The sequence below is a fragment of the Methylophaga sp. UBA3192 genome, assembly GCA_002363955.1.
Lineage (GTDB): Bacteria > Pseudomonadota > Gammaproteobacteria > Nitrosococcales > Methylophagaceae > Methylophaga.
Genome location: DEXE01000002.1, coordinates 32889 through 56183, shown reverse-complemented (window position 1 = coordinate 56183; position 23295 = coordinate 32889). Strand labels below are relative to the sequence as shown.

Genomic DNA, 23295 nt, shown 5'->3' with positions numbered 1-23295 from the left:
AACACAGATGGCGCTACTCTCTATCCCCTAACCCCGTTAAAAACTGATGATATCACTGTGCACAACCGCATTCCCGAATGTGTGTTGAGACACAGGGTCAGCGCAAGCTGACATCCAGTTAAAATAGGAGGATATATGAGAGAGAAAAAACTAAGCCGGTTATCTAAAACCGGTTCAGCTGCATTGGTCAGCTCCGTCATCGGCATGATGACAGTAGGCGCTGCATTCGCCAATGACAAGCTGGTTGAACTTCAAAAGGATGAAGCTAACTGGGTTATGCAGGGTAAAAACTATTCTGCTGACCACTACAGTACTTCAAAACAAATCAATAAAAAGAACGTCAGTAAATTGGCGCCATCCTGGACTTTCTCCACAGGTGTTTTAAGTGGTCATGAAGGTGCTCCTCTGGTTATTGGTGACATGATGTACATTCATTCACCCTTTCCAAACAATACCTTTGCAATCAACTTAAAAGATCCAGGCACCATTGTCTGGGAACACAAACCAAAACAGGATCCCGCTGCCCGTGCAGTTGCCTGTTGTGACGTGGTTAACCGTGGTCTGGCTTACTGGCCAGGTGATGACAAAACTCCGGCAATGATCTTGAAAAGTCAGCTGGATGGTCACGTTGTTGCATTGAATGCCGAAACCGGTGAAGTGCATTGGCAGGTTGAAAATGGTGATATCAGTGTTGGTCAAACACAAACACAAGCACCATTTGTTGTTAAAGACCTGGTCATCCAAGGTTCTTCTGGTGCTGAACTGGGTGTTCGTGGTTATGTCACTGCTTTTGATATCCACACAGGTGAAATGGTATGGCGTTGGTATGCAACCGGTCCTGATGATGAAATTGGTTTAGCAAAAGACTTTAACAGTGCTAACCCACATTACGGCCAAAAAGATCTGGGTCTGAAAACCTGGGAAGATGATGCCTGGAAAATCGGTGGTGGTACAAACTGGGGCTGGTATGCATACGACCCTGATTTAGAAATGTTCTATTACGGTTCAGGTAACCCTGCTCCATGGAACGAAACCATGCGTCCAGGTGATAACAAATGGACCATGACTATCTGGGGTCGTGATGCGGATACCGGTTTAGCCAAATTCGGTTACCAGAAAACACCTCATGATGAGTGGGACTACGCTGGCGTTAACGTCATGATGCTTTCCGAGCAAAAAGACAAAAGCGGCAAAATGCGTAAATTGCTGACTCATCCTGATCGTAACGGCATTATCTACACGCTGGATCGTGAAACAGGTGATTTGGTTTCTGCAGACAAAATGGATGACACTGCAAACTGGGTGAAAAAAGTTGATCTGGAAACAGGTCTGCCAATTCGTGACCCGGAATTCAGCACCAGAATGGGTCACCGTTCACGTGACATCTGTCCTTCAGCCATGGGTTTCCACAACCAGGGTATGGATTCTTACGATCCTGAAAGACAAAACTTCTACTTAGGTATCAATCATCTTTGTATGGATTGGGAACCGTTCATGCTGCCTTATCGTGCGGGTCAATTCTTCGTAGGTGCAAACGTATGGAGCTATCCTGGACCTAAAGGTGATCGTCAACGTGGTATCGGTTCTGGCCAGGTTAAAGCCTACAACGCTATTACAGGTGAGTTCGCTTGGGAAAAAATGGAAAAATTCTCAATCTGGGGCGGCACCATGGCAACAGCTGGTGGCCTGGTATTCTACGGAACTCTCGATGGCTTCATCAAAGCGCGTGATGCAGACAACGGTGACTTGCTGTGGAAATTCAAACTTCCTTCAGGCGCTATCGGCCATCCAATGACTTACACCAACAATGGTATTCAGTACGTTGCCATTAACTACGGTGTAGGTGGTTGGCCTGCCGTTGGTCTGGTCTTTGACTTGAATGACCCATCTGCTGGTCTGGGTGCTGTAGGTGCCTTTAAAGAACTGGCACGTAACACCCAAATGGGTGGTGGTCTGATGGTCTTTGCTCTGGATGGTAAAGGACCTTACGACGATCTGAGTGTTGGTGAGTACGAAATGTAATCACTGACTCGCTATATAACTTGGGATATCAAGTTATATCGTCGTATTCAATCCGGCTGGCAGCACAACGATTGTGTTGCCAGCCCCTTCTGAGAGTGTAAGACATGTTAAACAACGATTGTAAAACCAATAAAAACAAAGTCAGTACAAAATTATTAACCCATTGCAGCCTGCTGATGGCTTCACTGCTTACGGTATTGACTCCTGCACAAGCAAACAGCGAATTACCTGAAACCTTAAAAGTCTGCGCGGCTGGTAATGAAATGCCTTACTCAAATAAGCAGCAACAAGGTTTCGAAAACGAAATCGCTAAAGCTCTTTCTGAAAGTATGGACATGCCTTTGGAATTTGTCTGGTCTGACAAAGCGGCGATTTTCTTAGTGACAGAACATTTATTAAAGAATGAGTGCGATGTGGTTATGGGGGTGGATACTGATGACCCACGCGTTGCCACCAGCAACCCTTACTACAAATCGGGCTATGTATTTGTTTATCGTGCCGATAAGAATCTGGACATCAGCGACTGGGATAGTCCTGACATTCAAAAGCTGAATCGCTTTGTTGTCGTGCCTGGCAGCCCATCAGAAGTAATGCTTCGGGAAGTGGGCAAATATGAAGGTAATTTCAATTACACCAAATCACTGGCTGGCTTCAAATCTCCACGTAATAAGTATATCCGTCTTGAGCCTAGTAAGTTAATCGGAGAAGTAACCTCTGGAAATGGGGATATCGCCCATCTGTGGGCCCCGGAAGTTGCCCGTTATGTACGTGATTCAGATACACCTTTAGAAATGGTTTTAACACCAGAAATAGGCGAACTTAAAAGTGGTGAAGGAATTGTTCAGCATTACGATCAATCTGTAGCCGTACGTGAAGATGATAAAGCTTTACTTGAAGCTATCAATAAAGGGTTGGCAGCTGCAGCACCAAAGATAACTGCCATCCTCAAAAAAGAAGGGATTCCACTGCTTTGATGCGTAGTTACGCAGTCTCTTTCAATTTAACAGGATTACTTAAACACTATGATTAACAATGTAAAGATTTTAACCAGTAAAGCAGCTTGTCTACTGGGTTTATCAATGATAACCGTCGTCAGCTTGACACCAATGACTGCAGAGGCACAAGTAACCTTTCGTAATGCCACAACAGGTGAAGTGATTGATTTTTCATTTGGTAAAAAAGGTGAAGAAACTGAAGCCGTAAAACATTTTATGGAAACAGCAGAAAACTTATACAACCAGGATGAAGAAGCCATCACAATCGGACAAGACCTTTATATGACAGCATGTTCAGGCTGTCATGGTCATCATGTTGAAGGCAAGCTGGGACCGGCATTAGGAGATGCCTACTGGACATACCCAGCAGGCCGCTACGATAAAGGTTTCTTTGAAATCATTTATGACGGTGCCCGCGCGATGATGGGACCTCAACGAAATAACCTGAGCATTGATGAAATTCTGCATGTTATGGCTTACGTTCGCAGTGTTTATTGGGATGATCCAGAAAAAGCATTATGGCTGTCTGAGGAAGAACGCGCCAATCTGGTTCCAGCAGAAATGCCTGAAGAGTTTAGAGAAGCTTTAGAAAACTTCAACAAAACTCATTAATTAAAATTAATTATTTTGAATGATAAAGACAGATTTTAAAGATTAGTGGTTGATAGCTTGGCCTCAGCCAGCTCAGGGCAGCCTGGCTATCAAACATTATGTTGTCAAAACCAAAAGGAGAGAAATATGAAGAAAATTAAAACATTAGCCGTAACTGGCGCGACAGCATTATTGTTAACCTTCGGCATGTCAGCAATGGCTTACGATGGCACAAAATGCAAAGCATCAGGAAACTGCTGGGAAGCTAAGCCAGGATTCCCTGAAAAAATTAAAGGGTCTAAATATGATCCTAAACATAGCCAAGCTGAGCTGGATAAACAAACCAGTGCCATGGAAGCTATGGAAGCACGTAATGCAAAGCGTGTAGAAAATTTCAAAAAAACGGGTAAATGGTCTTACTAAACCCACGTAGAGGCCAGTGTAAAAGCTGGCCTCTTTTTTATTTATAACTCCATCGTCCATTCCCCGTCCAGGCATAAAGCAAATGAGCAACGCTGCTACTCAATCTGATAACTACTTAAACGATTGGCATCATCAAGCAATCACTCTACAAAACAATATTAACCAGACAATCCTAGGCCAGGAAAACATCATTGAATTGATGGTTTTAGCAATATTCTGCCGAGGCCATATTTTGCTGGAAGGTGATGTTGGAGTAGGTAAAACTACTTTGTTACGGGCAGCAGCGGAGAGTCTGGGGGGGGATTTTGAGCGTATTGAAGGCACGATAGATTTAATGCCCCATGATCTGGTGTATTACACCCATATTGCCAGTGATGGCAAACCCGCTGTCAGTGAAGGCCCATTACTTAAACACGGTGAAGATTTATCCATCTTTTTCTTTAACGAAATCAATCGCGCCCGACCTCAAGTACATTCGCTACTGCTTCGAGTGATGGCAGAACGCAGCGTCAGTGCATTTAACAAAACGTTTCACTTTCCACATCTGCAAGTGTTTGCTGATCGAAACCGTATCGAAAAAGATGAAACATTCGAATTGCCAGCTGCTGCCCGTGATCGTTTTATGATGGAACTGCATATAAAGCAACCCAGGGCCGAAGCCCAACTGAAAGAATTAATGTTTAACACACGTTACTACGATGCCGATAAATTAGTCGACAGTGCTGACAAAGCGGTTTTACCGTTTAATCAGTTAAATGATATTGCCGTTATGATTCAAGCCCAGATTCATACCAGTGGGGCAATTCAGGATTATGGTTACCATCTTTGCCAGGCCCTGCGAAGACCACAGGATTATGATATTAAGATCAGTGATACCGATTCATCAAAGTTAGTCTTAGGTGGGATGGGGCCTCGTGGAATTAGTTATTTAGCCCGAAGTGCAAGAGCTCATGCCTGGTTAAAACAACGCAATAATGTAATACCTGAAGATTTTCATGCTGTTATAAGAGCGATCAGCAAGCACCGCATTTTTATTAATCCGGTTTATAACTATAACGGTGAAGCAATTATTGAAGAACTGATCAGCAGCGTCCTTAATACTATCCCATCCCCATGATGCAGCACGATATTCAACACCTTGTATTTGATTACAAGACCCCATTTTTGTTGAACGCCTTACGTGAAAGTGAACATAAAAGTAAACGTCAGGGACCGGGTAGTGATTTTTACAAAAAATCTGTTTTTCTAGCCGATCCAAATCCCGCCCGAATTGATCTGGCAAGCAGTGTGACCGATCCGTTTGAATCCATTTATGTCAAAACCTTTCGTCAACGCAGCAAACTCGATGTACTCACTTTTATTGATGGTTCTGACTCAATGGCTATTCCCGGGAAAGTTGATCTGCTGAGCTTGAGCGAGAGAAGCATTTCCTGTTCGGTTGCTGCGAGAAATGACAATTATCAAAGTTATTTATTCAGCAACTCGATTCATTCTGTAACGGATTCAGATTTGCTATACCAACATTATTCTCCAAGTGAAAATTTGTCCCGTCACAACACCGCCCGGGCGTTTAAAGATCTAGAACGCTTATTACCCAAGCGTCGCTCGCTAATTTTTTTGCTCTCTGATTTTCACTGGAGCAACGAAAAACTTAATCAGGTGTTGAATACATTATCCGGACATTACCTGGTGCCGATTGTTATATGGCGTTCAACAGAATATGAAAATTTTCCGTTATGGCGATTTGTGCAAATCCGTGATGCAGAAACGGATGAAAATCGTCTGATTTTTGTTACGCCAAAACAAAAAAAGCTTATCGAATCGACTTTTGCTGACCGAAAAATATTTCTTAATAATCAATTTCAACGCCACAACAGCAGAGCATTTTGGTTGATTGATCAATTTTCAGCACAAAACCTGAGTGAGTTTTTTCATGGGCATTAATCTGTTTTTCAAACATAAAATGGATACAAGAAACTTCGTTGCTCTGACTCTGATGTTGCTTATGTTTACCTGCCCTATTCATGCCAATCCAGTCCGTACCGGTATTGTCGAACAGTCCCTGGGGCGGGACTTCGGGATTCTGGTAGGCGACATCATTGAACATTATTACGTTGTTCAAGTACCTGCCGACTATAGCTTGACTCCCGCCTCACTTCCCCCGGATGGTGAATTAGATTACTGGTTAGAACTGCTCAATAGTGATTATGCACTGATCGCTGAAAACGCTCAGATGCGTCGCTATCGACTGCATTTCACCTTTCAAACATTTTATGCCCCTTTAGATGTCAGAGCATTAGTTATTCCATCATTTACGATACGTTTTAATGCGGATGACAAGGCTCACCCTGTTGTCATACCGGCTTGGGGTTTTACTATGTCACCGCTTAAAGAAATTGCTCCTCGCGGCGTAGCCAGTGATTCAACCCAAAATGCTTTTATGAAAGCAGATTTACGTCCTATAACGGTTCCAACTGATGACTTGCAAGAACAAATCTGGATCTTAGCGACTGGCTTTATCATCCTCGTTTTGTTCTGGCTAAGTTTAAAAGGTTATCTGTTTGCTTTTACCCGTTCACCTTTTCAACAGGCTTACCACCAGGTCAAAAAACTTCGTAAATATCATGCGGAGAAGTCCGCTTTTACTCAAGCCTTACAAGCGGTACATCAGGCCTTTAATCGCAGAGCAAAACAGGCATTATTCGCCCACCAGACAGATGATTTTGTATTGCAGCATCCGGAGTTACTGGCCTATAAGGAAGAAATTGATAATTTCTTCCAGTCATCTGCTGAAACGCTTTATTCAGAACAAAAAAAGGCTTCTCCCAGTGACTTCGATCAACTACTAATACTTTGCAGACAATTAGCCGGCGCTGAAAAACTGGCACTGAAAAAATCATGAACATAGCATTTGCCCAGCCATGGGCGCTTTTATTATTGCTGTTAGCTGTGTTGCCTGTTCTGGGTGGAATTTTCCGTAAGCGCAAAGCGAGTTGGAATCATTTAATTCCAGCTTCAGATGCCACCCGCTGGATTAACCGGTTTATTAAACTGCTGGGAGTCATGGCGTTTACCGGCATTGTGTTAGGTTTAGCAGGACTTTATCAATCTGAAAAATCGTTCACACGCACTGGAACAGGGGCACATATCGTGTTTGTTTTGGATCGTAGCGCCAGTATGAATGAAACATTTGGTGGCAAGGTCCCGGATGAGGATACCCCAGCTAAAAGTCAGGTTGCCCGTCGGTTGTTATCCAACTTTGTTGACGAACGCCCACACGATTTATTTGGTGTTGTGGGATTTAGTACCCAGCCTTTTTTTATCAGTCCATTAACAGAACACAAGTCAGCAACACAAGCCGCGATAAACAGTCTGACCAGCCCCGGGTTGGCATTTACCAATGTCGCCAAAGGGCTTGGCATGGGATTGAGCTACTTTCAGGATCAACCTCATACCGGATCCCGTGTGATCGTACTGGTCTCTGATGGTGCCGCCACGTTGGATCATCGTGCTCAGAGGGTACTTCGTGAATGGTTTGAACGCTATCAAGTTCGTTTATATTGGTTTTTTCTGCGTACCGAAAACGGTCTAGGTATCACTTCTGAACCGGAAACACCACGAGATGACAACCCAAGAGTCATGCCGGAAAGGTATCTGGATCAGTTTTTTCGTACTCTGCCGATCCCCTATCACGCTTATGAAGTGGATACCCCGGAATCTCTGGAAGCAGCTATTGATCAGTTGGATGATCTGGAAAGTTTGCCTCTGGTCTACAACGAACTTATCCCCCGCAACGATTTAACACGTTTATGTTTTTTAGGCGCTCTGTTTGCCGTTATTATTTTAGTAGGCATTAAATCGCTGGAGGCAAAATGATCTTTTTAAACCGAAACAAACTTATTTATCTGGTCAGTTTGTTGCTGATCTTAGTTTTGATTGGGTTGGCTTTCAGTATTGTCACTTTACAACAACGACAACAAATCAATCAGCAAATTACTTTGCTTAATCAAGGTGAAATGGTTGATCTCGATAAATTAAATATGCAGTCTCCTGAAGTCAGAATCGCCTATGCACATCTGCAGCGTAGATTAAATTTGTTTGATGAAGCAGTGGAAACCTATAGTGGTACGGAACGACTGGCCAACCAGCAACAACGGGTTCATATTCACTATAACCTGGGCAATCTGTATCTGATTCAAGCAATAGATTTAGCGGAGAACCTCTCCGTCGATCGTGCTGTTGCAATGGCGGATGTGGCAAAAGACTTTTATCGATCAGCATTGAAAAATCAGCCGACTTTCTGGGAAGCCAAATACAATCTGGAGGCAGCACAACGTTTATCCCGAGACTTACCAATGGGTGATGTCACGATCAGTGAAGAGTCGCAGGATGCCAGTACAGAATTATGGTCCGCCATGCCTGGTTTTCCGATTGGTCTACCCTAGGTGTTGGCAATATGAAATCCATCTGGTTACTTATCAGTTCAGCCTCACTGCTGCTAATTGCTGTTTTAATGCCAAATCTGCCCTTTCCCAGCAAAAAATATGATTATTTTTTTATGGTGGACATTACACGCAGCATGAATGTACAGGATTATCAGAATGACAATGGTGACCCTGTCAGCAGACTGGAAAAAGTTAAAGCAGATGCATTGATTGCCATCCAAAAACTGCCCTGTGGCTCGCGTGTGGGACTGGGTGTGTTCACCGAACGTATGCCGACGCTGCTCTACACGCCAATGGAGGTCTGTGCAGACTATCCGGAAATCCGTGAGAGCATCAGGCGTATCGATTGGCGAATGGCCTGGGTGGCTGACAGCAATATTATTCTGGCTTTAACCAATACGCTTGAGTTGATGCGTACTGTTGAAATTGAAAACACGACCCTGGTATTTTTTACGGATGGTCAGGAAGCGCCTCCGATGAATATGCGATATGCCCCCGACCTGGCTGAATTACAATCTGCCGATAATAATGCTCAAAAGCGAATTCGTGGACTGATTGTCGGCACCGGTGATCATGCTTTGAGCCGGATCCCAAAATATGATGAAGACGGCATCCAGATTGGCTTCTATACAGCAGAGGATGTGCCACAGGGCACGACTTTTGGTTTACCTGAAGATCCCAGTAAAATCGAAGGATATGTCCCCAGAAATGCCCCGTGGGGAAATCAATCCCGTGCTGGTAATGAACATCTTTCCAGTGTGAAAGAGGAATATCTGAAATCACTGGCTGAACCGGCAAAACTTCATTATCATCACTTGCAAACGGCCAATCAGTTATATAACGCATTAACGCATGAAGACTTTTCCCAGCGGCATATCCGGCAAACAGATTTAAGTTTTATCCCTGCCGCTTTATCACTGATCTTTTTGTTTTTAGCGTATTTACCTGAAAACGGGTTCTCCTTTAAAAGGAACAAAAGCGTAAAACCATTTCGTAAAACCGCCAGTTGATTGTACTTGGCCCGATTAAAATTATAACGACCAGCAATCCAGATACCGATTAATCCGTCAAAGAATTAAAATTCTTGTTATTATCAGCATGTTATTCCAAGACGAATCTCATGCGCGTCACGCCTTACAATTTAACTTTATTGTTACTGTTTATCCTGCTTACCAGCTTGCTCGGCCAGGTTAAAGCAGCATCGACGGAATCTGTAACGGTACAACTTAAATGGCGTCATCAATTTCAGTTTGCCGGTTTTTATGCGGCTATTCAGCAAGGTTTTTACCAGCAGGAAGGTCTGGAAGTCTCTCTCCGCGAACGTCATCCCGGTATCAGCGTCATTAACGAAGTGACCAGTGGTCGTGCTGACTATGGCGTTGGCGGTATTGGCTTGTTAGCAGAATATGCTGATGGCAGCCCAATCAGGGCATTAGCTGCCATATTTCAGCATGATGCATTAGTGCTGATAAGCAAAGCCCAGTCGGGCATTGTCAGTCCCTATGAAATGACAGGCAAACGAATCATGTTTGATGATTCAGCAGGAAATGATGCCGTATTCCTCGCCATGTTCGCTGATGCCGGCATATCCTCGGAAGACTACAAACTTATTCCACAGGATCAGCAGCTTGATAGTTTTATCAATGATCGTGTCGATGTGATGTCAATTTATCGGACCGATCAGCTTTTTGCTTTGAATCAGCTTGGCGTTACGGTTAACATCATCAACCCTCAAAGCTATGGCTTTGATTTTTATGGGGATATTTTATTTACAGGTGACCGGGAGCTGCGCAACAATCCTGGCCGCGCTGAACGTTTCCGCCGGGCGACATTAAAGGGCTGGCGCTATGCACTGGATAATCCCGATGAAATTATTGACTTGATTATCAATCAATATGGCAGTGATGCCAGCCTGGAACAACTCAAACATGAATTCAGAGAAATCCAAAAACTGATATTGCCCGACCTGATCCCCTTAGGACAGCTGGATCCAGCCCGTTTACGTCGCAGCGCACAAATATATGAACGTTTAAATATTGCTCCGGCACTTTCTGAATCACAATTAGAGGGCTTTATTTACCAATCCAATGCCGCGCTAAGACTGAGTCCTGAAGAACAATCCTGGTTGGAAGAGAATCCTGTCATCAAACTCGGCATTGATCGCGCCTTTGCTCCCTATGAGTGGATTAACAGCGAAAACAACTATCAAGGTCTGGCGGCAGAGTATATTCAGCTACTGCAAGCCAAGCTCGGTATAGAGTTTGAGATCATCACTGATAAACCATGGCATGAGATTATCGCGATGGCAAAACGTGGTGAACTGGATATGCTGTCTTGTTTGAATATGAGTCCTGAACGCTCAGAATATTTATTGTTCAGCCAGCCTTACATCACCAATCCTGTTGTCATCGTCAATGCTAACCGCTTTGGCTATATCGGTACTCTGGAAAATCTGAAGGGTAAAACTGTGGCGGTGGAGAAAAACTATCATGTTCAGGAAAACCTGGCATTGAATTATCCTGAAATTAACCTGTTACTCACTGAAACGACAACAGAAGCCCTGAAAAAAGTCGCTACAGGCGAAGCTGATGCGTATGTTGGAGACGCTGCATATGCCAATTACGCGATCAAACAGGCCAACCTGATCAACTTGCAATTTGCCGGACAAACTCAGCAATACAACGCTTATCGAATGGGTATCAATCCCAGACATCCCCACTTGCAATCTATTATAAATAAGGTTTTGGCCAGTATTTCGGCAGAAGAAAGACAACGAATCGAACAATCCTGGATGGGGCTAAGCATTAACAGTGGTATTTCAAAAGCAACCCTCATCAAAATTGCCTTGACTATAGTCGCTATTATTATGGTTTTTGCGTTCTGGATCTATCGCCTCAAACAATCTGGCCAGGCATTAGCGCGTAATGAATCCAAATTACGCAGTATCGTAAACGCATCGCCTATCCCGCATATTCTGAGTGATGGTAAAAGTAAAATTATTTTTGTAAATAAAGCCTTTGTTGAGAGTTTTGGTTACGCACTTGAAGACTTACCCAGCTTGGCAGCATGGCTTGAAAAAGCATATCCGGATCCATCCTATCGTCAACTCACTAAACAGACCTGGGATGAGTTTGTAGCGGAGGCATTGCAACAGCGACTTCCCTACCGTGGTGAAGCAGTTGAAGTTAAAGTCATGACCCATCAACAACAAACCAAGCATGTTTTGATTTCAAGCACAGCGATTAATGATGGTCAGACCAATGTGTTTATCACTATTTTTTATGACATCAGTGAACGTAAACTGGCCGAAGAAAAACTGAAATTATCCGGCCGGGTATTTCATCAGGCACATGAAGGCATTCTAATCACCAGCCCGGATGGTCGCATTGTGGACGTAAACCCGGCATTTTGTAACATTACCGGTTACAGCCCCGAAGAAGTTATTAATCAAAACCCTTCTATCCTCAAATCAGGGAAACACAGTGAAGCCTTTTACAGAGATATCTGGAAAAACGTTATAGAAAATGGTTACTGGCAGGGAGAGATATGGAACCGTCGTAAAAACGGTGAATTATTTGCCGAGCTTCTGACAATATCGACGTTATCCGACGAGCAAGGGAAAACCTTGCATTACCTTGGATTATTTTCAGATATTACCGAGATAAAAGAACAGCAACATGCGCTGGAAATGATGGCGCATTATGACATGCTGACCCAGTTGCCTAATCGAACGTTATTTGCAGACAGATTTCAACAAGCCATAGCGCATAGCATTCGTCAGCATAGCCTGCTGGCCGTTATTTTTCTGGATCTGGATGGCTTTAAACCCATAAATGACACTTACGGTCATGAAATCGGCGATCAGGTTCTCATTGAAGTAGCTCAACGCATTAAGGCATGTATCCGTCTGGATGACACGGCTTCCCGGTTAGGTGGAGACGAATTCGCTATTTTGCTCAATGACATCAGTTCAGTCGAACATTGTGAGCGTTTAGTGAGTAGATTGTTACGCACCATCCAACTGCCTTACCGGATTGACGGCGATTTTATTCAACTGGGCGCGAGTATGGGCGTCACCATTTATCCGTTGGATCAAGCTGATGCAGACACTTTACTGCGCCATGCTGACCAGGCGATGTATCAGGCCAAGCAGACGGGGCGTAACCGTTATTCAGTGTTTGATGCCATCCATGACAAACAAATTCTGCTCCAGCAAAGCAAGCTAGATAATTTGCATCATGCACTTACCAATGATCAGTTTTGTCTGTTTTACCAGCCTAAAATTAATATGCGTAATGGACGTATTTACGGTGCTGAAGCACTGCTCCGCTGGAATCACCCGCAGCAGGGCATTCTGGAACCCACCACTTTTTTAAGTTTATTGGCTGGCACCGACCTGGAAATTCGTATTGGTAACTGGGTTATCGCCCAAACGCTAAAACAATTAGTGACGTTTCATCAGCAGGGCCGGAAGATAGAAATCAGTGTCAATATTTCTGCCCATCATCTGCAGTGGCCAGGATTCTATGACAGTCTCGATAGAATACTGTCGAAATACCCCGATTTATCCGCAGAATATTTGCAGCTGGAAGTTCTTGAAAGCAGTGTTTTAACCGATATTCACACTGTTTCGTCAATTATCGGAACCTGTCGCAATGGGCTTGGAGTCCGAATTGCCCTGGATGATTTTGGTACCGGCTATTCATCGTTAAGCCATCTGCGCCATCTGCCAGTCGATGTGATTAAAATTGATCAGAGCTTTGTCCGCGACATTATGGATGATCCAAATGATTTCACTATTGTCGAAGGTGTTATTGGCTTAAGTCATGCCTTTCAGCATCAGGTCATTGCTGAAGGTGTTGAGAGTATAGAGCACGGTTTAATGCTGATGACGATAGGTTGCGATATGGCACAAGGATACGTTATTGCCCAGCCAATGCCCGCAGATAAATTAAGTCAATGGATGCAGGATTACCAACCTGAAATACGCTGGCTGAACCATGCGCGTAATTCATTATCGCCTCAACAACGACTGCTGGCATTGATGCAAATGCAAGGGGAACAATGGTTACAGCGGGTGATTGCTAATCTTCACAGTAGTCCTGCGGAAATCATCAACTGGCCTTTAATGAATCCTAAACGCAGTCACTTCACACATTGGCTGGAGCAAGGCAAGCAGGAGGAATTGTTTAACCAGTTCTGGCTGGATCGACTCAAACTGGCCTATTACGAACTGTTTCATGCCGCGGCCGGTTTGCGTAATCAATTTGAAGAAAACGAGACTGAATCAGCCCGAAAGGGCATTGCAGACCTGCAAAAGTTATATGCAGAAGTACAGACCATTCTGGCATCACCATCCCAGTGGTAATCAACGATTATGGCTATATTTACTTACTGGTAGATTTTAGGATGGCACTCAGATTTTCCAGCATGCCTTGCTGAGCTCTTTTTAATACCAGTCCGGCATGAACATGGAATAAACGCAGATGACAATTAACCGGTAAATGTAAATTGTCCCGATGCCGTGTTTCAAACTCCAACCAGGCGGCTACAGGAACGTCATTTAACGCTTTATCTACAATAATCCATGCATCACGTTGCACTATCAGTTCAAGCGTTTTTAACTCAGGAATCGCAAAGCGTAAGCCATCTGGAAAAAGCTTTGATACCCGCTGAGCCTGATTGAATAAAACGGCTTCTACCCAGACATGTCGAGTTTCAAAAACCGGAATCTCAAGATGTCGGGTATACATCGAGACTCTTCAGACTTCGTCGATAAGATCTCGCTCGGCGTCCCAGCCGGCCTGCTTGGCTTGAGCAAAAGCAGAATTATGAATACGCATAAAATTCTGCTGCATTTCCGGTGGCAGATTCGCCACCCGAAAGCCATATTTTTCCCATTCGAGATTGACCTTGCGCCACAAATCTTCTAATCCGGCCGCCAGCCAGCCTTCACAGGTTTCCGTTTCCGGGATCAAACCGAATACCCAGGCATCCCGAATGATTTTGCCGGTATCGGTCATCGCACCATTAATTTCCTTATCAATACCAACGTAACGTTTTTGATCTTTCATGATTTTTCCTAGGGCTTGTTGATCTTTCATATCCACCACTGCTGGCGGCTATTTTTTCGTCCTACAAGACGGAAATGATGCGATGTAGTTGTTCTACATAAGTCATTTCCAACGCCGTAGGGCGGAAAAATAGCCCCAGCCCTTTGGGTTGTGACTGAAAAACGCCACTCTTCGTTGCTCGTCACTTATTTAGAACAACTAAAAAGCGCTCCTCGTGCCTTGATTGACGCTTTTTCAGCTCACAACAGAGGCGGAGATGAAAGATCAACAAGCCCTAACGGGTCAGGCTGGCAAATAAAGTAGGCAATTTTTCCGGTAAACGATCAACATGATCGATGATCGTGTAGTTATTTTCACCAAAAATTCGTTTAACGTAACTATCAGCATTCGCATCAAGCGTCAGACAATAGGTCATCACACCGCGGCTCCATAATTCATCCACGGCCTTGCGGGTATCATGTCGTAAATGTTGTGGATCGCGCTCATCTATATCCGAAGGTTCACCATCGGTGACCAGCAATAATAATTTGCGGCGTTCCGGTTGTTTTAGCAGGTGTTGTGCCGCGTGACGCATCGCGGCGCCCATTCGTGTCGATAAACCACCCTTCATCCCCGCCAGCCTTGATTTTGCTTCATCATCAAAAGGCTGATTGAAATTTTTAAAGCGGAAATATTGCACATCATGCCGGCCATCCGAGGCAAAGCCATGAATCGCAAAGGGATCACCGATGCCATTGATGGCTGTAGCCACCAGGGTTGCTGCTTCACGCGTCAAATCCAGAACCGTCTTGTCACTGCCTTCTATTACATCATTGGTAGATTCAGATAAGTCCAGCAGCACCGTCACCGCCAGATCCCGATTTTTAATGACATTCCTCATGGTAATCCGAGTATTGGGTTGCTCGCCCATACGGATGGCAATCATCGCATCAACTGCAGCATTGATATCAATCTCATCACCATCTTCCATATTGCGAACCCGTTGTACTCCGGCCGGTGACAATAAGTCGATGATCTGCCGGATACGATGTGCCACCGGTTTGTATTCTTGCAGAATGTTATCGATGTCATCCGGATCGCCTTTTTTGGGACGATATTCATAGACCGTGCTCCAATCCGGACGATAAAGCTGTACCTGATAATCCCATTCCTGATAATGATAGGGTTCGGAGACGGGATCTTTACCCCACATCTCATTAAAGCTGACCGTGGCTTCACCGGCATCTTCATATGGCATGAATTTGGTTGAGCAGATCCAGATTTCCTGGGCATCATCGCCGGCCAGCTCACAATCCACTTCATTGGCCATTTCAACGGCGCTGACATATCTGCGAACCTGCCGCTGGCTGGCCGGAATATATTCAGCCCCGTGCGCCAGAAAATCGAATTCTTCAAACTCCCAGACAAAACGGTTATCGTCGCGATAAGGCAAACGAATGGATTCTAATATTCGTAAACTGGGCACCTCGCGCTTTTCGGCAAACACATGAAACAGCTCCATTCCCAGATCCCAGCTGAACTGGTTATTCTGAGATTGAGTTGCAATGTTTTCATGAAACCTGACCGCTAAAGCATCCAATTGCTCATCATCATTTTTAAGTGATGCATCATGCAGGCAACGGGCGAATTGTTCGAGTTTTAACAGGCCAGCATGTTCCACATTCTGACTTTGTTCAACATTTAACAGGTTGCCCCAGAGCTTCTGCAGACCGGGGAAATCCTGTATCGCCAGATATTCAACGCGGGCGTCTTCCACTAGTCCGATAAAAAACAGCTGCGCCGGGCTGAGTTGTTCGGCGGAAATCGGTGCTCGGGTATATTGAATATGGGCTGCCAGATGGGCGGCCTGAGCCCGATAGAGCGCCAGACCACTGACACCTTCAATATCATCCACAGCATCCGGAAGATGCATCACAAAATGGTCGATATAAGGTTTGAATCCTTCGTAATCTGCTGCGGTGGGTCGCAGAAAAAAATCCCTGCCCCATAATGCCCGCAGATAAAAATTCAGTTTGCGTTGAGTATCAATAAACAACGTGCCACGGCGTTCCTTCTGCAGCATTTTCTTGCTGTCAGCGGTTTCCAGGGCAAAGTATTTGACCAGGTTATTCAAGTCGCGCCGGTAGGCTTCGGCACCAAAGTTGGCCCAGCGACGTAAACCGGACAAAGTAAGTTTGGACAATAATTCATCCATAATACCCAGCATAGGTCTTAAGCCACGGGAAGATTTGGCTGACAGCTGATGAATCAGGTTTAAATAACCGCGTAATAACTCCGGATCGCCCAACCGCCGGGCAGCCGTTGGCAGACTATGAATCATCAGTGCAATGACCTCACCTGAGGTCATTGACGATAATTTCATCGCCGCATTGATGCAATCACGAATGACATCTTCACCACATTCTTTGACGACTTGTGGAATATCTTCCAGAAAGGCGATCACCAGTTCTTTACCACGGCCCAGATCTGCCAGCCCTTTGGCACCTTCCATATACTCCTGTAAACCAGCAGGCGACATGATTCTGGCCGCATCCTGGAAAGTACTGTCCAAGGTATGTGCCAGCTCGGGCGCTGTCTTTTCAAGCTGTTCGCGGTAATCGTTTAGATTGACGCTCATGATGTGATATCCAAACCGGAAAGACCGGATCGGCCTTTATCAGCTAACAAAGAAGGTATGAACAGCGGCTTCCAGCGTTTCACGCATATCCGGATCATCAGTCAATGGTGTGACTAACGTCATCTGGCAGGCAGCCAAAGGCTCAACACCTTCTGCAATCATTTGCCCTGCATAGACCAGAAGACGGGTGGAAATACCTTCATCCAGGCCATGACCTTTCAGGTTGCGGGCACGATGGGCAATCTGTACCAGTTTTTTGGCTATCTCAGCATCGACACCGGTTTCCTTGGCGACAATTTCGGCCTCCAGCTCGGCGTCCGGATAATCAAAATTCATCGCCCCGAAACGTTGTTTGGTGGATTGCTTGAGATCTTTCATCAGGCTCTGATAACCGGGATTGTAGGAAATCACCAGTTGAAAATCTTTGTGAGCCTCAACCAGCTCACCTTTTTTATCCAGTGGCAGACTGCGACGATGATCGGTCAAAGGATGGATAACCACCGTTGTATCCTGACGTGCTTCAACCACTTCATCCAGATAACAGATGGCACCAATACGGGCAGCGGTGGTCAAGGGACCATCCTGCCATTTGGTGCCATCCTTATCGAGCAGAAAACGCCCGACCAGATCGGAGGCGGTCATATCTTCATTACAGGCAACTGTGATCAGCGGGCGACCTAGCTTCCAAGCCATATATTCGACAAAACGGGATTTACCACAACCGGTCGGACCTTTAAGCATTACCGGCATACGGCGCGCGTAAGCGGCTTGATACAGCTCCACTTCATTACTGACCGGACGGTAAAAAGGTTCTGTTTTGACTTTATACTGTTCAGCAATTTTCTCGCTCATCGCAGTAACCTCAGGGTATTCGTTGGAAAGTTTGGTGGTACGTATTTGAAAAAGCCCCTGACACTGTGGTCAGGGACTGATTCGATTTGATGTTATACCGACTGACCGCGGAACACGACCATTTCTGCGCCTTTAGATTGAGCATAATTATCATAACCCACCAAACGCACATGGTTTTTCGGATGTGCTTTGTGGCAGGCTTCGGCTTCTGCCAGAATGCGATCCACATCGGTTTCCCCGAATAAAGGCAGTTTCCACATATACCAGTAGTGACCAAATGCATTTTCTGGTTCAGTGTGTTCTACTGCAGGGTTCCAGCCTTTACTGACGATGTATTCAACCTGTTTACGGATACGTGCAGCATCCATTTCCGGCAAATATGAGAAGGTTTCAAACTTACGGCTTGATGCATCGGCAAGGCTTGAAGCGTAATCTTGCATTTCACTCATTGTCATTTCCTCAAATAATGTCAAATTCGATATCAGTAAACCATGGTCAGCAGTGCCGACCAGCATCGCTTATTTATGGGCAACGTCTAATTTATCGACGGTATCGAATTCGAATTTGATTTCTTTCCAGGTTTCCATTGCGATCTTCAGCTCAGGGCTATGCTCAGCAGCAGCGGTCAGGATTTCTTTCCCTTCTTTTTCCAGCTCTCTGCCGTGGTTACGTGCTTCTACGCAAGCTTCCAATGCCACACGGTTGGCTGCTGCACCCGCCGCATTACCCCATGGATGACCCAATGTACCGCCACCAAACTGTAATACCGAATCATCACCAAAGATGCTGACCAGTGCAGGCATATGCCATACGTGAATACCACCGGAAGCGACCGGCATAACACCAGGCATGGATGCCCAATCCTGATCAAACATAATGCCGCGGCTGCGATCTTCTTTGATATAAGAGTCACGCATAATATCGATCCAGCCCAGTGTTGCAGCACGGTCGCCTTCCAATTTACCAACCACAGTACCTGAATGCAGGTGATCACCACCTGACAGACGCAGCATTTTGGTTAATACACGGAAATGGATACCATGGTTCGGATTGCGATCCAGTACCGCATGCATTGCACGGTGAATGTGCAGCAACATACCGTTATCACGACACCAGTTGGCCAGACCTGTGTTAGCCGTGAATCCACCCGTCAGGTAGTCATGCATGATAATGGGTGCACCCAGTTCTTTGGCATACTCAGCACGTTTGTACATTTCTTCAGGGGTTGGCGCTGTAACGTTCAGATAATGACCTTTACGTTCACCCGTTTCGATTTCAGCTTTGTCGATCGCCTCCATAACAAAGTCAAAACGTTGTCTCCAGCGCATAAATGGTTGTGAGTTAACGTTTTCATCGTCTTTGGTAAAATCCAGACCGCCACGCAAACATTCATATACGGCACGACCGTAGTTTTTGGCAGAGAGACCCAGCTTTGGCTTGATGGTGCAGCCCAGCAATGGACGACCATATTTGTTCATGATGTCACGCTCAACCTGGATACCATGAGGAGGACCACCACAAGTCATTACGTACGCAACAGGAATTCGCACGTCTTCCAGACGTAATGAACGCACTGCTTTAAAACCGAAAACGTTACCCACCAGAGAAGTCAGCACGTTTACGACTGAACCTTCTTCAAACAAATCGATGGGGTATGCAATAAAGGCATAGAACGCCTCATCGTTGCCTGGAACATCTTCAATAGCGTAAGCGCGACCTTTATAGTAATCCAGGTCTGTCAGCAAATCAGTCCAGACAGTGGTCCAGGTGCCAGTCGATGATTCCGCCGCAACCGCCGCAGCCGCTTCTTCACGAGGCACACCTTCTTGCGGGATGACCTTGAAGCAGGCCAGGAAATCAGTGTCTTTCGGAGTGTAATCAGGCATCCAGTATGTTTCGCGATACTCTTTTACACCCGCTTGGTAAGTCTTTGCCATGGTGTTCTCTCCAGGATTATGCGCAAGCAGATTAATCAAACTGTTTTTTTGCCGAGGTAAGTTTACTTCAGCGACAATTTTATGTCTGTGACAAAAATAGTTGACTTTAACCATTAAAACAAGTTAATAATTTTTATCCTTAACATAAATTAAAGTTATATATGCTGCATGCATCCTTACAACAATTACGTTTATTCGAAGCGACGGCTCGATTGATGAGTATTACCCGCGCCGCAGAAGAAAAACATTTAACACAACCGGCCGTGTCGATTCAGATGAAAAAACTGGAAGAGTCTGTCGGCATGCCACTCTTCGAAACGGTAGGCCGAAAATTGCACCTGACGGTTGCGGGCCATGAACTCTATGATGCCTGTCGCGATGTATTAGAGCGGCTGGCAGATCTCGATGCCGCTCTGGCTGATTTACAGGGTGAAGTCGCCGGGCCGGTCAATCTGGTGGTGGTCAGCTCCGCCAAATATTTTCTGCCCTATCTCCTGGGTAATTTCATAAAACGCTATCCCAAAGTCGAACCAAGACTCCGGGTAACCAATCGAGCACGGTTATTGGAGCGTCTGGATGCCAATGAAGATCATCTTTATATCATGGGTCAGGTGCCCGAGGATCTGCCCGTAGTTGAATATCCGTTTCTGGAAAATGTCCTGGTCATTGTCGCCCGGCCTGATCATCCATTGGCTACACAAAAAAACATTCCGTTAAAAGCCATTGCGGAACAACGTCTGATTGGCCGGGAGCCCGGTTCCGGCACACGCAAAGCAGTTGAAGAATTATTTGCCAAATCAGGACTCAAGGTCTCGCCCTATATGGAGCTAAGTGGGGCAGATGAAATCAAGCATGGGGTGATGGCTGGCCTGGGGGTGGCAGTGTTGTCATTACATAGTCTGCGACTGGAATTAGCTGCTAATAAAATTGTAATACTGGATGTGGAAAACTTTCCATTACGCCGCCGCTGGTATGCTGTGCATCGTCAAGGCAAACGATTGTCACTGGCCGCACAGACATTTCTGGATTATCTGCAACAGGAAGGTGAACAGGAAATCGAACATTTATTGACGCATGACAGTGCTATCCTTGCTGGCACCCCAGACGTTTAGCCTGATCAATCAAATCCACCACCGAAGTTTGCTGCTGATTGTGGCATTGACTGAGAAAGCGTCTCTGTGTGCCGAGGGAATAGGTGTTTTCAATAAATCGGCAATCATTCATTGAAGCGGATTTATCCCATCCCGCCAGGCGTTGAATGGATTGGGAGAAATTACCTTTCTGAAATAACACCACCTCAGCCGGGCGTTGTTCAATTTTGCTGAGATGTACTTGATATCGATCATCACAATCCAGCTGGGTTATTGAATACTGCAGATAAAGTCGCTGCATGTTTTTTACAAAATCATGCTTTTCCATCTGTTGCCATTTCGGCTCAATAAACAACAGAAACAAAGCAAATACGAACACTACAAATACTGCAGAAATAAATGACCAGCGAACCCAGACAAATTGTTCAACTAAGGTGAAAATCACTCCGGTCAGGCACAATATAACGCCCGTATAGAAAAATACCGGAACCAGCCATTTTGCATACCTTGACGGACTGCCGATAAAACCAGCCAGATAGCCGTAAAATAACATCGAAACCAGCAATATCGCCACGATAAGGCTAACAGCTACTCTGGCAAATAATGGCATCATGGCAGAAACAGAAAAAACCGGACACCAGACAGGTATCCGGCCCAACCAGATTTATTTCTGTTTCAAAATGTCGCGAATTTCGGTTAACAGAATTTCTTCTTTTGTCGGCGCAGGTGGTGCCTCAGGAGCCGCCTCTTCTTTCGCTTTCAATGAGTTCATGACCTTGATGGCTATAAAAATCGCAAAGGCAATAATCACAAAATCAACAATCGTTTGAATAAACTGCCCATAGGCAATAACGACTGCCGGCGTATCACCAACCGCTTCTTTGAGGACTATCGCCAGATCTTTGAAATCGACCCCACCCATTAACAAACCGAGTGGCGGCATAATGACATCGGAAACAAACGATGAAACAATCTTGCCAAATGCCACACCGATAATGATACCAACTGCCATATCAACCACATTACCGCGCATCGCAAACTTTTTGAATTCTTGTACCATGCTCATAAACACTCTCCTTTTGACTTGAACAAACTTCCTGACAAAACGCATTTTTACGTCTTTTATATCAGCAGTTTAGAATATATGACATAAAAAAATTTTCTTTGGAAAATTAGCGGACAATAGAAGTGTCTTTATGTAAGTAAACACTTTCTCATTCATCGACAAATGTATAAGGCTATTTATGGCAATTGGTTTTTTTCAAAAACGCATTGAAGAAATTATCAGCAATATTGTGAACGCTGACGACGCTACTGCACTATCAGCGGAACAATTGGAGCAACTCTCATCACAGTTAGCGTTGTATTTTTCGACTATCCTGCTGACTCTGGCAGGCATTCTGCTGATTGCAGTATTTTTGTTATGGATAGTCAAACGACGAGCCAATGATGGTTCACAGACAAATAAAGAACTGGAACGACAACGCCTGTTACAGGACCTGGAAAGCCAATTTCTGTCTATCAGCAATCAACCGGCGTTATGGTTAACCAATCGATCAACATTTGATGCCAAAGTGGTCTATGAATTCGCATTGGCTCTGACACCTGAAGTAAGCTGGTATACCCCGCAAAATATTAAGACGTCATGGCATATGGGTGACCGCATGGCAGTCATCACTGATCAGGATGATTTACTGACCGCCAGTGTGCTGGATGAAATTCTGTTCTGGTTCCGCAGCCTGGATCGTGCTGTAGCAGGCGAATTAATTAAAGTTGAGGATATCTATAGTTTGTGGCGTCAGATATTGCCCTTTTCCATTGATAACCGTTTCAGTTTTATGGCCGCCTATTTTGCAGAGGATAAGCGGGGCAGCCTGGATGATTTGGAAGCTGTTCGGCAAGTATTGATGGGGGTAATTCGTTATTGCCAGCAGCAAAAACTTTCCCAACCATTGAAATATATAAATGGCCGGCTTGATCCATTATTCTTTGATGAACTTCCCAAAGGGATGAAAACCGGGCTCGAAGCGGCCAGACCCAATAAAGTCCGTCGCCAGGATCCCGTTGTCATGGATGAAGCGCCAGTCATTACACAAAAAAATAAAACTGAGCGTAAAGAACCACTGGTTATCAACCCTGAAACAGTCGCTGAAAAACCTAAACATACGACACGTAAAGAACCGACCGTCAGTTTTGAAGGTGTGGATATCGAGACCCAAAAACCGGAGTAATATCTGGTAAACCAGAA

At 45.0% G+C, this 23295-nt stretch carries 21 protein-coding genes; 13 read left to right on the top strand and 8 right to left on the bottom strand.

Translation table 11 applies throughout. The features are described 5' to 3' along the window. The first annotated feature begins 135 nt into the window (after positions 1-135). From B2337_RS00320 to B2337_RS00270, 11 genes are all read left to right on the top strand, one after another. Entirely contained in the window at positions 136-2022 is a 1887-nt protein-coding gene (locus B2337_RS00320; RefSeq protein WP_278355616.1) for a methanol/ethanol family PQQ-dependent dehydrogenase, read from the top strand. 104 nt (positions 2023-2126) lie between these two features. Continuing rightward, complete coding sequence (gene moxJ / locus B2337_RS00315) at positions 2127-2996, top strand: methanol oxidation system protein MoxJ (protein WP_278355617.1); 870 nt, start codon at positions 2127-2129, stop codon at positions 2994-2996. Between the two features lie 48 nt (positions 2997-3044). Further along, the gene (gene moxG, locus B2337_RS00310) at positions 3045-3629 is read left to right on the top strand and encodes a cytochrome c(L), periplasmic (RefSeq protein ID WP_278355618.1); all 585 of its coding nucleotides are present in this window, start codon (positions 3045-3047) and stop codon (positions 3627-3629) included. Between the two features lie 126 nt (positions 3630-3755). After that, positions 3756-4031 carry a hypothetical protein gene (locus tag B2337_RS00305; protein ID WP_278355619.1) on the top strand — a complete coding sequence of 92 codons (276 nt, stop codon included), beginning with the start codon at positions 3756-3758 and terminating at the stop codon, positions 4029-4031. 82 nt (positions 4032-4113) lie between these two features. Next, a complete protein-coding gene (locus tag B2337_RS00300) occupies positions 4114-5148 on the top strand; it encodes an AAA family ATPase (RefSeq protein ID WP_278355620.1) in 1035 nt (344 codons plus the stop codon). A gap of 47 nt (positions 5149-5195) precedes the next feature. Continuing rightward, the gene (locus B2337_RS00295; protein ID WP_292360641.1) at positions 5196-5975 is read left to right on the top strand and encodes a hypothetical protein; all 780 of its coding nucleotides are present in this window, start codon (positions 5196-5198) and stop codon (positions 5973-5975) included. Further along, entirely contained in the window at positions 5965-6933 is a 969-nt protein-coding gene (locus B2337_RS00290) for a hypothetical protein (protein ID WP_278355622.1), read from the top strand. The genes B2337_RS00295 and B2337_RS00290 overlap by 11 nt, the downstream gene beginning before the upstream one ends. Next, positions 6930-7907: a vWA domain-containing protein gene (locus B2337_RS00285; RefSeq protein ID WP_292414889.1), complete on the top strand. Its 978-nt coding sequence runs from the start codon at positions 6930-6932 to the stop codon at positions 7905-7907. The genes B2337_RS00290 and B2337_RS00285 overlap by 4 nt, the downstream gene beginning before the upstream one ends. Beyond that, complete coding sequence (locus B2337_RS00280) at positions 7904-8476, top strand: hypothetical protein (protein WP_278355624.1); 573 nt, start codon at positions 7904-7906, stop codon at positions 8474-8476. The genes B2337_RS00285 and B2337_RS00280 overlap by 4 nt, the downstream gene beginning before the upstream one ends. Positions 8477-8487: 11 nt before the next feature. Then, positions 8488-9486 carry a vWA domain-containing protein gene (locus B2337_RS00275; protein ID WP_292360646.1) on the top strand — a complete coding sequence of 333 codons (999 nt, stop codon included), beginning with the start codon at positions 8488-8490 and terminating at the stop codon, positions 9484-9486. Between the two features lie 110 nt (positions 9487-9596). Then, entirely contained in the window at positions 9597-13844 is a 4248-nt protein-coding gene (locus tag B2337_RS00270; protein ID WP_292414888.1) for an EAL domain-containing protein, read from the top strand. 19 nt (positions 13845-13863) lie between these two features. On the opposite strand, the gene B2337_RS00265 is transcribed toward B2337_RS00270, so the two are convergent. The 6 genes from B2337_RS00265 to B2337_RS00240 all read right to left on the bottom strand — a co-directional run bounded on the left by B2337_RS00265 (position 13864) and on the right by B2337_RS00240 (position 19956). Next, the gene (locus tag B2337_RS00265; RefSeq protein WP_292414887.1) at positions 13864-14229 is read right to left on the bottom strand and encodes a hypothetical protein; all 366 of its coding nucleotides are present in this window, start codon (positions 14227-14229) and stop codon (positions 13864-13866) included. 9 nt (positions 14230-14238) lie between these two features. After that, a complete protein-coding gene (locus B2337_RS00260; protein ID WP_292414885.1) occupies positions 14239-14550 on the bottom strand; it encodes a hypothetical protein in 312 nt (103 codons plus the stop codon). A gap of 274 nt (positions 14551-14824) precedes the next feature. Beyond that, entirely contained in the window at positions 14825-17167 is a 2343-nt protein-coding gene (locus B2337_RS00255; RefSeq protein ID WP_292414883.1) for a nitric oxide reductase activation protein NorD, read from the bottom strand. A 39-nt stretch (positions 17168-17206) separates the two neighbouring features. Next, complete coding sequence (locus B2337_RS00250; protein WP_292414881.1) at positions 17207-18019, bottom strand: CbbQ/NirQ/NorQ/GpvN family protein; 813 nt, start codon at positions 18017-18019, stop codon at positions 17207-17209. A gap of 92 nt (positions 18020-18111) precedes the next feature. Then, the gene (locus B2337_RS00245) at positions 18112-18468 is read right to left on the bottom strand and encodes a ribulose bisphosphate carboxylase small subunit (protein ID WP_292360656.1); all 357 of its coding nucleotides are present in this window, start codon (positions 18466-18468) and stop codon (positions 18112-18114) included. Positions 18469-18537: 69 nt separating this feature from the next. Next, complete coding sequence (locus B2337_RS00240; protein WP_292360658.1) at positions 18538-19956, bottom strand: form I ribulose bisphosphate carboxylase large subunit; 1419 nt, start codon at positions 19954-19956, stop codon at positions 18538-18540. Between the two features lie 161 nt (positions 19957-20117). Between B2337_RS00240 and B2337_RS00235 the strand changes: the two genes are divergently transcribed. Further along, the gene (locus B2337_RS00235; RefSeq protein WP_292360659.1) at positions 20118-21068 is read left to right on the top strand and encodes a LysR family transcriptional regulator; all 951 of its coding nucleotides are present in this window, start codon (positions 20118-20120) and stop codon (positions 21066-21068) included. On the opposite strand, the gene B2337_RS00230 is transcribed toward B2337_RS00235, so the two are convergent. Next, positions 21040-21660: a hypothetical protein gene (locus B2337_RS00230; protein WP_292414879.1), complete on the bottom strand. Its 621-nt coding sequence runs from the start codon at positions 21658-21660 to the stop codon at positions 21040-21042. The genes B2337_RS00235 and B2337_RS00230 overlap by 29 nt on opposite strands. A 51-nt stretch (positions 21661-21711) precedes the next feature. After that, positions 21712-22113: a large-conductance mechanosensitive channel protein MscL gene (gene mscL / locus B2337_RS00225; RefSeq protein ID WP_292360664.1), complete on the bottom strand. Its 402-nt coding sequence runs from the start codon at positions 22111-22113 to the stop codon at positions 21712-21714. A gap of 178 nt (positions 22114-22291) precedes the next feature. On the opposite strand from mscL, the gene B2337_RS00220 reads away from it, so the two are divergent. Continuing rightward, complete coding sequence (locus tag B2337_RS00220; protein WP_292360665.1) at positions 22292-23278, top strand: hypothetical protein; 987 nt, start codon at positions 22292-22294, stop codon at positions 23276-23278. Positions 23279-23295: the final 17 nt, after the last annotated feature.